This is a genomic window from Nocardia sp. NPDC056611 (genome assembly GCF_042792755.1).
Taxonomy (GTDB): Bacteria; Actinomycetota; Actinomycetes; order Mycobacteriales; family Mycobacteriaceae; genus Nocardia.
This window is the reverse complement of the sequence record NZ_JBHTVV010000007.1, coordinates 275,725-288,634: the sequence shown is the minus strand read 5'-3', so window position 1 is coordinate 288,634 and position 12,910 is coordinate 275,725. Positions and strand designations below refer to the sequence as shown.

13 protein-coding genes are annotated in these 12,910 nt (G+C 69.3%); 8 read left to right on the top strand and 5 right to left on the bottom strand.

What is annotated here, in order from left to right:
- From ACFRAQ_RS31770 to ACFRAQ_RS31760, 3 genes are read right to left on the bottom strand one after another with little or no spacing between them, the layout of a single operon-like run.
- Positions 1-894 carry a PfkB family carbohydrate kinase gene (locus ACFRAQ_RS31770; RefSeq protein WP_379106195.1) on the bottom strand — a complete coding sequence of 298 codons (894 nt, stop codon included), beginning with the start codon at positions 892-894 and terminating at the stop codon, positions 1-3.
- Positions 895-914: 20 nt separating this feature from the next.
- Positions 915-1,745 (bottom strand): SDR family oxidoreductase, encoded by an 831-nt coding sequence (locus tag ACFRAQ_RS31765; RefSeq protein WP_379106193.1) that lies wholly within the window; start codon positions 1,743-1,745, stop codon positions 915-917.
- A complete protein-coding gene (locus ACFRAQ_RS31760; RefSeq protein WP_379106191.1) occupies positions 1,745-3,379 on the bottom strand; it encodes an aldehyde dehydrogenase family protein in 1,635 nt (544 codons plus the stop codon). Before ACFRAQ_RS31760 ends, ACFRAQ_RS31765 begins: the two co-directional genes overlap by 1 nt.
- A 157-nt stretch (positions 3,380-3,536) precedes the next feature.
- On the opposite strand from ACFRAQ_RS31760, the gene ACFRAQ_RS31755 reads away from it, so the two are divergent.
- Complete coding sequence (locus ACFRAQ_RS31755; RefSeq protein WP_379106189.1) at positions 3,537-4,802, top strand: PucR family transcriptional regulator; 1,266 nt, start codon at positions 3,537-3,539, stop codon at positions 4,800-4,802.
- Positions 4,803-4,813: 11 nt separating this feature from the next.
- Here the strand turns inward: ACFRAQ_RS31755 and ACFRAQ_RS31750 are convergent, their stop codons facing one another.
- Positions 4,814-5,083 (bottom strand): DUF2277 family protein, encoded by a 270-nt coding sequence (locus ACFRAQ_RS31750; RefSeq protein ID WP_379106187.1) that lies wholly within the window; start codon positions 5,081-5,083, stop codon positions 4,814-4,816.
- A gap of 193 nt (positions 5,084-5,276) precedes the next feature.
- On the opposite strand from ACFRAQ_RS31750, the gene ACFRAQ_RS31745 reads away from it, so the two are divergent.
- Positions 5,277-6,101, top strand: coding sequence for a DUF1266 domain-containing protein (locus ACFRAQ_RS31745; protein WP_357087511.1), 825 nt, complete (start codon positions 5,277-5,279; stop codon positions 6,099-6,101).
- Positions 6,102-6,159: 58 nt separating this feature from the next.
- Here ACFRAQ_RS31745 and ACFRAQ_RS31740 read toward each other — a convergent pair whose 3' ends face one another.
- On the bottom strand, positions 6,160-7,089 hold the full coding sequence (locus ACFRAQ_RS31740; protein ID WP_379106185.1) for a hypothetical protein: 930 nt from the start codon (positions 7,087-7,089) through the stop codon (positions 6,160-6,162).
- Between the two features lie 304 nt (positions 7,090-7,393).
- On the opposite strand from ACFRAQ_RS31740, the gene ftsH reads away from it, so the two are divergent.
- From ftsH to ACFRAQ_RS31710, 6 genes are all read left to right on the top strand, one after another.
- Complete coding sequence (gene ftsH / locus ACFRAQ_RS31735; protein WP_379106183.1) at positions 7,394-9,751, top strand: ATP-dependent zinc metalloprotease FtsH; 2,358 nt, start codon at positions 7,394-7,396, stop codon at positions 9,749-9,751.
- 153 nt (positions 9,752-9,904) lie between these two features.
- Complete coding sequence (gene folE, locus ACFRAQ_RS31730; protein WP_379106181.1) at positions 9,905-10,528, top strand: GTP cyclohydrolase I FolE; 624 nt, start codon at positions 9,905-9,907, stop codon at positions 10,526-10,528.
- 77 nt (positions 10,529-10,605) lie between these two features.
- Positions 10,606-11,463 (top strand): dihydropteroate synthase, encoded by an 858-nt coding sequence (gene folP / locus ACFRAQ_RS31725; protein WP_379106269.1) that lies wholly within the window; start codon positions 10,606-10,608, stop codon positions 11,461-11,463.
- Positions 11,460-11,849, top strand: a complete 390-nt coding sequence (gene folB, locus ACFRAQ_RS31720; RefSeq protein ID WP_357087499.1) for a dihydroneopterin aldolase — start codon at positions 11,460-11,462, stop codon at positions 11,847-11,849. The genes folP and folB overlap by 4 nt, the downstream gene beginning before the upstream one ends.
- Positions 11,850-11,851: 2 nt before the next feature.
- Complete coding sequence (gene folK, locus ACFRAQ_RS31715; protein ID WP_379106178.1) at positions 11,852-12,388, top strand: 2-amino-4-hydroxy-6-hydroxymethyldihydropteridine diphosphokinase; 537 nt, start codon at positions 11,852-11,854, stop codon at positions 12,386-12,388.
- On the top strand, positions 12,385-12,852 hold the full coding sequence (locus tag ACFRAQ_RS31710) for a DUF3180 domain-containing protein (protein ID WP_379106176.1): 468 nt from the start codon (positions 12,385-12,387) through the stop codon (positions 12,850-12,852). The genes folK and ACFRAQ_RS31710 overlap by 4 nt, the downstream gene beginning before the upstream one ends.
- Positions 12,853-12,910: the final 58 nt, after the last annotated feature.

The following is a 12,910-nucleotide window of genomic DNA, read 5'->3' as shown; positions in this document are numbered from 1 at the left end:
TTACCGCCCCGGCCGAGTATCGAAGTGCCGCATCCATTCCCGGGTGCCGAGGTAGCGACACGAGGCGCCGGCCACGACGGCCGCCTCGCGCAGGGCCGCCGGGAATTCCGCGCCGCGTTCATGGAAGTGGCAGAACGCGCCGTGCAGGATGTCGCCCGCCCCGAGCGTATCGATCGCGGGCTCGGCGGGAACCCGGATCTCACCGCGGCCGCCCGGCATCGAATAGCGGATCGGGCCGCCGCCCCCGGTGACCGCCACCAGTGCCGGGCCCACCGCGTGCAGGTGGTCGAAGAGCTCGTCCGCCGAATCCGCCGCTACCCCAGGCGGAGTGAAGGCACTCGAGCAGATCGCGATATCCACGACGGGCAGCAGTTCGGCATGTACCGGTCGCCAGCGTCCGGCATCGAGCACCACCGGCACGCCCGCGTCGCGAGCCGCCGTCGCGAGCCGCACGGCATGGTCGGGATAGTGGCCGTCCACCAGCAGCAGTGACGCGTTCGCGACCGTGTCGGCCGTCGAGTCGTCGAGACCCGGATGGATCCGCGAGCCGTCCAGCGACACGATGGTCCGGGTGGCCGCTTCGGTGGCGACGATGATCGAGGACACCGGCGGTTGCTGATCACCGTCCGGGGTGAGGTCCACGGCGGTGACGCCGTGCTGCCGCAGATCACCCCGGATCAGTTCCGCCAGTGGGTGTTTCCCCAGCGCGGTGACCAGCGCGGGGTGTGCGCCGGACAGGAACGCGTAGGCGACCGCCGCATTGGCGGCCGGTCCGCCCGCGCCGAGGAACAGGTCGGCGGCCTGGGTCTTGGAGTCCTCGGCGGGATACCGGTCGACGGCATAGGCGAGATCCAGTGTCGACAATCCGGCGAAAACCGCACTCCTGCTTCCCATGCCGCCGACCCTACGGCGAGCTAGTCGCGCACCCGGTGCTCGTACGCCTTGCGCGCGTCGCCGTCCACGTCGTCGAGGAAGGCGGTCTGCGAGCCCAGCGCCCGCCCGATGGCGTCACCCACGGCCTGCGGCAGCAGCCCCACGGCCTGTGCGATGATCCCCGCCACCGCGGTGACGCGCGCCTTCGCCCTGGGCGCCACGATCAGCTTGGCGATGGCGTCGGCGATCTCCTCCGGTTCGGCCGCGCGCATCAGCTTGGGCAGTGAAACCCCGGAGCCCAGTTCGGTTTTGGTGAGCGTAGGCAGCACCGAGGAGAACTCGAGTCCGGTGCCCCGGTACTCCTCGCGCAGGGTGTCGGTGAAGCCGAGCACCGCGTGCTTGCTGGCGTTGTAGGTGGCCAGGCCGGGAATGTGGCTCTCGCCCGCCAGCGACGCGATATTGATGACGTGCCCGCGGCCGCGCGGCAGCATGCGGGCGATGGCCAGTTTGGAGCCGAGGATCACGCCGTACACATTGATGTCGAGGATGCGGCGGGTGATCTGGTCCGGCTCGTCCACCACGCGCCCGGTGGGCATGATCCCGGCATTGTTGATCAGCACGTCGATCGGGCCGAGGCGGCGTTCCACCTCGTCGAGGAAGCCCTCGAAGGACTGCTGGTCGGTGACGTCCAGCTTGTCGTAGACGTCGAAATCCCGTGCCGCGCCGGACTCTTTGACGGTGGTCTCGTCGATGTCGCCGATGGCGATCTTCGCGCCGAGCGCCTGCAGCGCGGTGGCGGTGGCCAGGCCGATGCCGCGCGCGCCGCCGGTGATCACCACGACCTTGCCGGCGATGGTTCCGAAGTCGGTCATCACAGCCCCCGCACGGTCTTGACGATGGCGGGCACGTTCAGGCGCCGCAGCCCGCGGGTGCCAGCGGCCCGCATGGCGCTCATGGCGAACATCAGCTTGGGCGGCGAATACGGGAACCACAGCGGTTCCTTGGTCATGGTGGGCAGGATCGGCTTGGTGATGGCCTGCTGGCGGCAGTACTTGCGCACGCCGTTGGGGCCGCCCCAGCGCGCGCCGGTGCCGGACAGGCCCCAGCCGCCCATGGGCAGCGCGAAGCTGAACATATTGGCGAACACGTCGTTGATGTTGACCGCGCCCGCGTTCAGCTGGCGCGCAACGCGTTCGGCGCGATCGTTGTCGCTCGACCACACCGACGCGGACAGGCCGTAGATCGAATCATTGGCCAGCCGAATGGCTTCCGCCTCGTTGGCGACCTTCATGACCGGCAGCGTGGGGCCGAAGGTCTCCTCGGTCATGCAGGTCATGGTGTGGTCCACGTCGGCGAGCACGGTCGGCTCGAACAGCGTGCCGACGCCGGTCCGTTTGCCGCCGGTGGTGATTCGCGCACCCGCCTCGACGGCCTCCTCGACGTGGCGCTGGACGATCCGGGCCTGGTTCTCGTTGGCCAGCGCGCCCATGTCGTACTGCGGCTTGCGGCCGTCCACGCCCTGGCGGACCTCCTTGACCGCGGCGGTCAGCTTCGCCAGGAACTCGTCGTACACAGCGGCTTCCACGTACACGCGCTCCACCGAGATACAGACCTGTCCGGCGTTGAACAGCCCGCCGAAGGCGATGCCGTGCGCCGCCCGGTCCAGGTCGGCGTCGGCCAGCACGATGGCCGGGTCCTTGCCGCCGAGCTCCAGGCTGAACGGGATCATCCGCTCGGTGCAGGCCGCGGCGATCTTGCGGCCGGTGGCGGTGGAACCGGTGAACTGGATGTAGTCGGCGTTGCCGACCACGGCCGCGCCGGTCTCGCCCGCGCCGGTGACGACCTCGAACACCGGGGGCGCGCCGATCTCACGCCAGCCGCGCGCCAGTTCGACGGCCGAGAGCGGGGTCACCTCGGAGGGCTTGAGGATGACCGCCGCGCCCGCGGCCAGCGCCGGGATCACGTCGATGACCGGCATGGCCAGCGGGAAGTTCCACGGGGTGATCACGCCGACCACCGGGTACGGGCGGAAGACGGTGGTGAGCTGCTTGACCCGGGCCAGCGGGCTGTGCGGCGAAGGGTGTTCGTCGGCAAGGAATTTCGCGGCCCGGCGGGCGTAGTAGCCGGTGAGGTCGACCGAGAAGGCCGGGTCGATGAGTGAGTCCACGCGGGCCTTGCCGGTCTCGGACTGCAGCACGTCGGCCAGGTGGTCGGTGTTGTCGACCAGCCAGTCCTGGAGCTTGAGCAGCCACTGCTTGCGGCCGTCGGGGCCCAGGGCCTCCCAGGCGGGCTGGTGCGCGCGCAGCTCGCGGACCTTGGTCGCGACGGTGTCGGCCGAGTCGATCGGGACCGTCCCGGCGAGCGCCCCGGTCGCGGGATTGCGGACCTCGAGCTCGGTGGCCGGTGCCGGGGCCTCGGGCTGCGGGGCGGCCTTGGTCGCGGTCCCGGCTGCCTTGCGGGTCCCGGTCTTGCGAGCGGTGCCCGCTGCGGGTTCGGTATTGGTCACGATGTGCCTCTCCCCATGCGCTACGTTGCGATGGCGAGCTGTGTGCCAGCTCACCGGACTATGATCGTGACACAATTTCGCGAGCCCATGCTTGGCCAATCGGGTCAATAGTTCCGGTCGGTTTTGTGCTCGGAGTACAACCCCCGGAGGTGCCCCCGTGACGACGACGCCGAACAGCGCCGAGATCCGGCGATGGATCGCCGATTTCGTCGCCGAGACCCTGCCCGCAGAAACCCTCGAACAGGTCGTCACCCGCCTCGACAACGCGATCATCGCCCGCATCCCCGAACTGTGCGACCGCGATATGCGCCGCGACCTGGCCGCCAGCAGTCGCGCCCACGCCGTCGCCGTGCTCAGCGGCCTCACCCAGGACCGCTTCGACTACCCGGTCCCCGAGGAAGCCCACGCCTTCGCCCGCACCGTCGCCCGCCGCGGCTACGACGTGCGCCTGCTGCTGCGCGTCTACCACTTCGGGCAGGAAGCCTGCATCGACTACATGACCGAGGTGCTCGAACAGCGGCAACTACCGCGCGATATCGAAAGATCGCTGCTGCTACGGCTTTTCGACCGCACCACGCGCTGGGTCAGCACCTCGGTCGAAACCCTCACCGACACCTACATGGCCGAACGCGAACGCGGCCTGCGCGCCGCTCTCACCCAGCGCGCCGAGATCGTGCGCAGCCTGCTCGACGGGGCCGACGTGGACACCGAGAGCGCCTCGGCCCGGCTCGGATATCGGCTCGGGCAACGGCATCTGGCGCTCGTGGTGTGGACCGACGAGGATGCCGCGCCGTTGCCGTCCGACGGCAGCGGCGAGGCGGTGGGCCGGCTCGACCGGATCGTGGCCCGATTCGCGGGCACGCTCGGCAACGGCAGCCTGCTCACCGTGCCCTCCGGCGCGGCCGCGCTGTGGGCCTGGATCGGCGTGGACGGTGACGGAGCGTCCGGCCCGGCGATTCCCGGGCCGGACGATCCGGTGTGGTCGGTGGACGCGCCCGTGCGCGTGGCGGTCGGCGTGCCCGCCACGCACACCGCCGGATTCCGGGCCAGCCACCGCGAGGCGGTCGCGGCCCGGCAGGTCGCCGAACGGGCCCGGCCCGATACGCCGCGGGTGCTGCACTACTCGGAGGTGGAGGTCGCCTACCTGACGGGAACCGACGAGGCCGCGATGCGATCGCTCATCGAACGGGAACTGGGCGCACTGGCCGCGCCCGACCCGCAGTCGGCGCGATTGCGCGAAACCTTGCATGCCTATCTCCGAGCCCGGCGCAGCCCCGACGCGGCCGCGAAAATGCTCGGCGTGCACAAGAACACGGTGCGATACCGCGTTCAGCGCATAGAAGAACTACTCGGTCACTCACTCGACCAGCGCGGACCTCGGCTGGAGATCGCGCTCGACTGCGTGGCGGTGTACGGCGTGTGATTCGGCGAGCCTCAGCTGGCCTCCTCCGCGATGGCCTCCCGGGCGGCCCGGCGACGGGTGGGCGCTTCGCCCTCCGAGGCCCGGCGTTCCGGTAATTCGGCCAGCAATTGGGTAGTGGCGGCGGCGATTGCCGCGACCGCCTTGTCCACCGCGGTCTTGGTGGCTGTCGTCAATCCCGACACCCCGCCGACTTTCCGCACGTATTCCTGTGCGGCGGCATAGATTTCCTGCTCGGTGGCGGCCGGTGTGAGCCCGCGCAGCAGGGTGATGTTCCCACTCATGCCCCCAGAGGTTAGCGTCGGATTACCCGCTGTGACAGGGCAAGATTCAGACAATTGCGTGACTGTGTCGTGCCGGGTCGCCGGAATTACGGACCGAATGGTTTGCCGATTATTCGCACCCGCCGCGACGGGTGTGGCAGACGCGATCGGCGAATAGGCGGCCACTCCAAGATCGATGGGGAACAATCGGGTTATGCCCGCCCGCGACGTACCCACGCTGACCACATTTCCCTATCCGGAGCTGGACCAGCGCGAAGACGATCATTGGTCCGGTGCGCAGGTCTCGGACGACGAACTGCGCGCACTGGCGCTCGGCGGCTTCTATTCAGCGCGCTGGGACGCCTTCCACGACGCGCTGCTGCTCGGACCCGAACGGGACCACCCCTTGGGTGATCGCCGCGAACTTGCCATCGACACCCTCACCGGCGCCTGGGGCATCACCGACGGCACCGAGGCCATGGCCTCGATGGAACAACTGCTCGACGGCATGCACGGCCCGCTCTACGCGCTCGTGCATCCGCTCGTCATGGCGGCCATCAACTCCCCTGAACGCGACCGCTTCGGCGAACGCGCGGATCGTCATCGCGCCTTCCTACGCCAGGTCGGATCTTTCCGCGGCATGGAGAATCCCGAAGCCCTGGTCCGCGATTACGACATCTGGTCGCAGGCCATCAAACTCGGTCTCACCGATCACCTGGTCCGCCCGCTGCCCACCGATATCCAGGCCTGGGATCTGGCCCGCGTGGTGGCCGTCGCCCGCATGGCCTACACCGCCGGCTACCTCGACGCCGACGTCGCCTGGGACTACCTGATGCGGGCCCTGCCCCCGGCTCAGCGCAAATACCGGAACTGGCGGCAATTCGGCGACGCCTACCTGGCGGGGTGGACCTACTGGCAGGCCTGCGAGGACCTCGCAGAACTGAAATCCGGCGGCGTGGACCGGCGGATGGAATTGCTACGCCTGTGGATGCGGCCGACCAGCCCGTGGCGGCGGATCACGCTGCAGCCGGACGAATGACATCCCCGGTTTGGGGGCCATTCGCCCCCAAACCCGTGCCGCGGTCCGGCGGTGCCGATCAGTCCGGCAGGGATCGGAGAATTCCGCGACCGTAACGCTGGAACTGCGCGTCGTCGACCATGCCGAGCGAATGCCGCTCGACCAGCAATTCCCACTCCGAGTACAGCTTGGCCACGCCCGGATCGGCCGGCCCGGCCGCACCGTCGGCGACCTCGCGCTGAATGGCGAAATTCAACGCGCCCGCGACCCGATCGGTATCGGCGCGATCGGTGCCGAGGAAATTCCAGATCAGATTGCCGTCACTGACCTCGAAACCGTATTCACCCGGCGCCGAGTCCGCCGCGTCCTCGTCGTCGGTGGTGCGAGCCCACAGCAGGGTCGCGATCGGCAGCTCGTGGGCGAAACGCTTGCCTATGCCGAGGGCCACGAAGATCAGCCGCGTGGTGGTGACCGCGAGCAGGCCGGTGGCCTTGGGCGCGGGCGCCTGCGCGGTGACCAGGGCGGTCTCCAGCACGTACTCGCCGGGCGTGACGAACCGCTGCAATGCCGCGATCGCGGGCTTGGCGTCCCGCTTGGGAGCCATGCGCCGCACCGCGCGGTCCACGTCGGCGCGGGCGGGTCCGCTGCGGCCCCAGGAGGGCGCGGGCGGGGTCAGATCGGGGGCGGCCACGTCCAGCCGCTGGGTGGCCAGAATCTGGTTGTTGATCCGCTCGACGATGACGGTCGCGGCGGGCACATCGTGTTCGGCGATGAGCACCGGCAGCGGGGTCCGGTCGGCGGGGACTCCGGTCAGGACCGGGGTGGGGTAGCGGAGATAGATCTCGATGACGACGGCGTCATCGGCGCGCCGGTTCAAACGCACCTTCAGCAGGTCGCTCACCGGCACGTCGAGCACGCGCTCGCCGTCCGTTCCAGGCCGCAGCACCGTCAACCGCCCGTTGCCATGACGCACAATCGCCGTGGGTGTCCGTAGCTCGACTATGTCCATACCCCCTGCGCTCTGTTGTGTCGCCACTCACGATGTAACGACCATGCCATGATTGTGACCACGAGGTCCGACACCAGGGGGTGATCGAACCGACGTGTTGCCGCAAGTGGTCGGGGAACCACCCGCGTTCTCCAGCCGTTTACCTGTTGAACTGCACTAGCTGCCGAACTGCGCGATGTAACGACTAGACCGTACGCGGTACCGTGGCATGTCCGCATCCGTTCGCCGGAACGGGCGTGCCCCGAAAGCACAGCAGGCAACCGGATACACCCCCCGGAAAGGACTGGCCTCCGGCCGACGCTCTATGACCCGCAAGAATGTGTTCCGCAACCTGGCCATAGTCGCGGGCTTTCTGCTCGTGATCTGGTTGGTCAGCTATTTCAGCAACGACACGCGCGGCTGGCATAGCGTCGATACTTCGGTGGCGCTGTCCCAGCTGCAGGACAAGCAGAATGTCGAATCGGTTCAGATCGACGACAAAGAACAGCAGCTGCGCATCACGCTGAAGAATCCCACCGACGCGACCAAGGGCGAGACCAAGCTGCTCGCCAAGTATCCGGGCGGCGGTGAGGTGTCCGCCCAGATGTTCAAGGCCGCGCAGGATTCCGGCGCCAAGGTGAACACCTCGGTCAAGCAGGACTCGTGGCTGAGCCAGATCCTGCTCTTCATGCTGCCCATGGTGATCCTGTTGGGCCTGTTCATCTTCGTGATGTCGCGCATGCAGGGCGGCGGCCGGGGCGGCATGATGGGCTTCGGCAAGTCGAAGGCCAAGCTGCTGTCGAAGGACATGCCCAAGACCACGTTCCAGGATGTGGCGGGCGCCGACGAGGCCATCGAAGAGCTCGAGGAGATCAAGGACTTCCTGCAGCAGCCGGCGCGGTACCAGGCGCTGGGCGCGAAGATCCCCAAGGGCGTGCTGCTCTACGGCCCGCCCGGCACCGGAAAGACGTTGCTGGCCAAGGCCGTTGCCGGTGAGGCGGGCGTGCCGTTCTTCACCATCTCCGGTTCGGACTTCGTCGAGATGTTCGTCGGTGTCGGCGCCTCCCGCGTGCGTGACCTGTTCGATCAGGCCAAGCAGAACAGCCCCTGCATCATCTTCGTCGACGAGATCGACGCGGTCGGCCGCCAGCGCGGCGCGGGTCTGGGCGGCGGTCACGACGAGCGCGAACAGACCCTGAACCAGCTGCTGGTCGAGATGGACGGCTTCGGAGAGCGCACCGGCGTCATCATCATGGCGGCCACCAACCGGCCCGACATCCTGGACCCGGCGCTGCTGCGTCCGGGCCGTTTCGACCGGCAGATCCCGGTCGGCAACCCGGACCTCAAGGGCCGCCGCGCGATCCTGGCCGTGCACTCCAAGGGCAAGCCGATCTCGCCGGAAGCCGACCTGGACGGTCTGGCCAAGCGCACCGTCGGCATGTCGGGCGCGGATCTGGCGAACGTCATCAACGAGGCCGCGCTGCTCACCGCGCGAGTGCACGGCACCGTGATCACCGGTGCGGCCCTGGAGGAGTCGGTCGACCGCGTCATCGGCGGCCCCCGCCGCAAGTCGCGGGTGATCAGCGAGCACGAGAAGAAGATCACCGCCTACCACGAGGCCGGTCACACCCTGGCGGCCTGGGCGATGCCCGATATCGAGCCCGTCTACAAGGTCACCATCCTGGCCCGCGGCCGCACCGGCGGCCACGCCATGACCGTGCCCGAGGACGACAAGGGCCTGATGACCCGCTCGGAGATGATCGCCCGCCTGGTGTTCGCCATGGGTGGTCGCGCGGCCGAGGAACTGGTGTTCCACGAGCCGACCACGGGTGCGTCGTCCGATATCGACCAGGCCACCAAGACCGCGAAGGCCATGGTCACCGAGTACGGCATGAGCGCCCGCCTGGGCGCGGTCCGCTACGGCCAGGAGCAGGGCGACCCGTTCCTGGGCCGGTCCATGGGCATGGGTTCGGACTACTCGCACGAGGTGGCCCGCGAGATCGACGAGGAGGTGCGCAACCTCATCGAGGCCGCGCACACCGAGGCCTGGTCGGTGCTCAGCGACTACCGCGACGAGCTGGACTCGCTGGCCACCGCGCTGCTGGAACGCGAGACCCTGCACCGCAAGGACCTCGAGACCATCCTCGCCACCGTCGAGAAGCGGCCGCGCATCACGGCTTTCAACGATTTCGGTGAGCGCAAGCCCTCCGACCGCCCGCCGGTGAAGACGCCGCGCGAGCTGGCCGCCGAGCGCGGTGAGCCGTTCCCGGAGGAGGAGTCGCGTCCGGCGCAGCCCGCCAACGGGTACCCGGATCCGGCCTACGCCGGGGCGCAGCCGCAGTACGGCGTCGGCTATCCGGCCCCCGCGCCGCAGGGCTACCCGGCGGCGCCGCAGGCTCCGGCCTACCCCCGCCACGGCACGCCCACCCACGGTTCGCGTCCGGACTACGGCGCTCCGGCCGGCTGGTCCGCGCCGGGCTGGCCGCCGCAGGAGGACGAGGGTCAGGCCCCGCAGCCGCGCGGCGCGTACGGCGGCTGGGCGCCTGCGGGTAACCAGCGGTATCAGCCGGGCGGTCAGTACCAGCCGGGCTATCAGCAGCCGGAGTCCCCGGCCGCGCCGCCCGCCGCCGGGAATGACGAGGACGAGAAGAACGGTTGGGACGGACCGAACGGTCGTCGCTGACCACGGTCCCGATACGCTCTAGGGGTTCGCGGCCCGGCTCGGGCGAGTTCGTTCGCGGGGCGATTGCCCACGCGAAGGGACTCGCCCGAGTGGCACGGCGACCGCGTCCAGGCCGCGTGTGTATGTGCGGCAAGTCAACACAGGAGGTATCGATTGTCGGCCACCAACAATCGTGTCGTATCCGCCCCGATCGCGCTCGGCACCGGTCGGCAGTTCGATCAGGAGCGTGCCGAGGCCGCTGTCCGCGAACTGCTGATCGCGGTCGGCGAGGACCCGGACCGTCCCGGTCTCGCCGATACCCCGGCCCGGGTGGCCCGGGCCTACCGCGAGATGTTCGCCGGCTTGTTCACCGATCCGTCCGACGTCCTCAACACCACGTTCGAGGAAGGGCACCAGGAACTGGTGCTGGTGCGCGACATCCCCATGTACTCGACCTGTGAACACCATCTGGTGGCGTTCCACGGCGTCGCGCACGTCGGCTACATCCCCGGCCCGCACGGCCGGGTGACCGGTCTGTCCAAGCTGGCCCGTCTGGTCGACCTCTACGCCAAGCGCCCGCAGGTGCAGGAGCGGCTCACCTCCCAGATCGCCGACGCGGTGATGGAGAAGCTGGATCCGCGCGGCGCGATCGTGGTGATCGAGGCCGAGCACCTGTGCATGGCGATGCGCGGCATCCGTAAGCCGGGCGCGTCCACCACCACCTCGGCCGTGCGCGGCATGCTGCAGAGCAATGCCTCCTCGCGCGCCGAGGCCCTGGACCTCATTCTCCGAAAGTGAGCGGGCTGACCATGGCCGAGAGTGGTACGCGGGGGGCCGAATTGGTTGTTCCTCGTGGGGGCCGCTCGTGCGTGGTCATGGGCGTCGTGAACGTCACCAGCGATTCGTTCTCCGACGGCGGCCGCTACCTGGATCCGGGTCTGGCGGTGGCGCACGGGCTCGAGCTGTACGGGATGGGCGCGGACATCGTCGATGTCGGCGGTGAGTCGACGCGGCCGGGCGCTATCCGGATCGATCCGGAAACCGAAGCGGCGCGGGTGGTTCCGGTGATCCGGGAGCTGGCCGCGGCGGGTGTGCCGACCAGCGTGGACACCATGCGGGCCGATGTGGCCGCGGCGGCGATCGCGGCGGGCGTGACCATGGTCAACGACGTGTCCGGCGGTCGCGCCGACGCGAACATGGTGAAAGTGGTCGCGGAGTCCGGGATTCCGTGGATCCTCATGCACTGGCGCGCCGAGGCGGACTACCGGCACTCCGGGCCCGCCGAGCAGTACGACGACGTGGTGTCGAAGGTGTGGGAGGAACTCAACGCCCAGGTCGAGTTCGCGCTCGCCGGCGGCGTCGCCCGGGAGCAGCTGGTGCTGGATCCGGGTCTGGGCTTCGCCAAGAACGCCGACCACAACTGGGAGTTGCTGGGCGGCTTGTTCTATCGCATGACCGAGATGATGGACGCCGGGATCCCGATCCTGATCGGGGCCTCCCGCAAGCGTTTCCTCGGCGCGCTGCTGGCCGAGGGCGAGACCCCGCGTCCGCCCGACGGCCGCGAGGTGGCCACGGCCACGATCTCCGCGCTGGCCGCCGAGCACGGCGCGTGGGGCGTGCGGGTGCACGACGTGCGGTCGTCTCTGGACGCGATTTCGGTGGTGGACGCCACCACCCGGGCCGCGCGGCGGCTGCGGGAGCGGTATCGGCGGGAAGCGGGGCAGCGGCAGTGAGCGGGGACCGGATCGAATTGCGCGGCCTGCGCGTCTTCGGCCACCACGGGGTGTTCGACTTCGAGAAGCGCGACGGCCAGGAGTTCGTCGTGGATCTCACGCTGTGGACCGACTTCTCGGCCGCCGCGAAATCCGACGACATCGCCGACACGATCCATTACGGCGAACTCGCCGAGCAGGTGGTGGCCATCGTGGCGGGCGAGCCGAAGGACCTGATCGAGACGGTGGTCTCGAACATCGCCGACGAGGTGATGGCCGATTCCCGCATCCAGGCGCTGGAAGTGGTGCTGCACAAGCCTTTCGCGCCGATTCCGCATACCTTCGAAGACGTCCGGGTAGTCACGTCCCGCCGGCGCGCAGCAGACCCTGAGGGAGCGGAGGAGTAGCGGTGACCCGCGTAGTCCTGTCCATCGGATCCAATCTCGGCGACCGGCTGGCGCATCTGCGCAGTGTCGTGGAGGCCCTGGGCCCGCGCCTGGTGGCGGTCTCGTCGGTCTACTCGACGCCGCCCTGGGGCGGGGTGCCGCAGCAGGACTACCTGAATGCCGTCCTGGTGGCCGACGATCCGGCGTTGGAGCCCTCGGACTGGCTACGCCTGGGCCAGGAGCTGGAGCAGGCGGCGGGCCGGGTCCGGGAAGTCCGCTGGGGCGCGCGCACTCTCGACGTGGACGTGGTGTCCGCCGAGCAGCGCCGCCGCGACGGCCGGACCGTGGTGCGCAGTCTGGATCCGGTGTTGACGCTGCCGCACCCGCAGGCGCATCACCGCGCGTTCGTGCTGGTGCCGTGGCTCGAGGTGGAGCCGGACGCGGAACTGGAGGCGGCCGGGGCGCAGCGCTCGCTGCGAGAGTGGCTGTCCGCCTTGGACGGCGCCGAGGTGCTGGGCGTGCGCCGCACCGAGTTGACGCTGGGCTGGACGCCGCGGTGAAGCCGACTCGCATTCTCGATCTGTGCGCGAACGTGCTGCTGGCCGCGGTGGTGGCGTGGATCGCCACCAATGTGGCGTACTCCAGCTTCCCGCCGATCTCGGTGTTCTCGGGCGCGTCGCTGCTGCCGGTGGCGCTGCTGGAGGTGGTGCTGGCCTTCGTGATTCGGCAGCGTAAGGACAACCACGGGATCGGTCCCGGTTCGGGGCAGCTGCATCCGATCACGGCGGCCCGCGCGGTGGCGCTGGCCAAGGCGTCGGCGCAGGTGGGCTCGCTGGTGGGCGGGATCTGGCTGGGTTTCCTGGTGTGGCTGGCCATGCATTCGGATCTGCGTGCGGCGACGGCGGATACGCCGGGCGCGGTGGTGGGTCTGGTCAGCGGTATCGCGCTGGTCGGGGCGGCGTTGTGGCTGGAGTATTGCTGTCGCGCGCCCATCGAGCCGCCTGACGAGGCGGCTACTTCATAGCTAACGGAATGACGCTCTTCATCGCCAAGGTCGAGGACGTGCCCGGAAGATCACGCTA

Excerpts from the sequence above, each read along its gene's own strand:
- ACFRAQ_RS31750 (WP_379106187.1), bottom strand. The coding sequence starts at position 5,083 with ATGAGTGGGAACATCACCCTGCTGCGCGGGCTCACACCGGCCGCCACC.
- ftsH (WP_379106183.1), top strand. The coding sequence starts at position 7,394 with ATGACCCGCAAGAATGTGTTCCGCAACCTGGCCATAGTCGCGGGCTTT.
- ACFRAQ_RS31770 (WP_379106195.1), bottom strand. The coding sequence starts at position 894 with ATGGGAAGCAGGAGTGCGGTTTTCGCCGGATTGTCGACACTGGATCTC.
- ACFRAQ_RS31765 (WP_379106193.1), bottom strand. The coding sequence starts at position 1,745 with ATGACCGACTTCGGAACCATCGCCGGCAAGGTCGTGGTGATCACCGGC.
- folP (WP_379106269.1), top strand. The coding sequence starts at position 10,606 with ATGGGCGTCGTGAACGTCACCAGCGATTCGTTCTCCGACGGCGGCCGC.
- ACFRAQ_RS31740 (WP_379106185.1), bottom strand. The coding sequence starts at position 7,089 with ATGGACATAGTCGAGCTACGGACACCCACGGCGATTGTGCGTCATGGC.
- ACFRAQ_RS31745 (WP_357087511.1), top strand. The coding sequence starts at position 5,277 with ATGCCCGCCCGCGACGTACCCACGCTGACCACATTTCCCTATCCGGAG.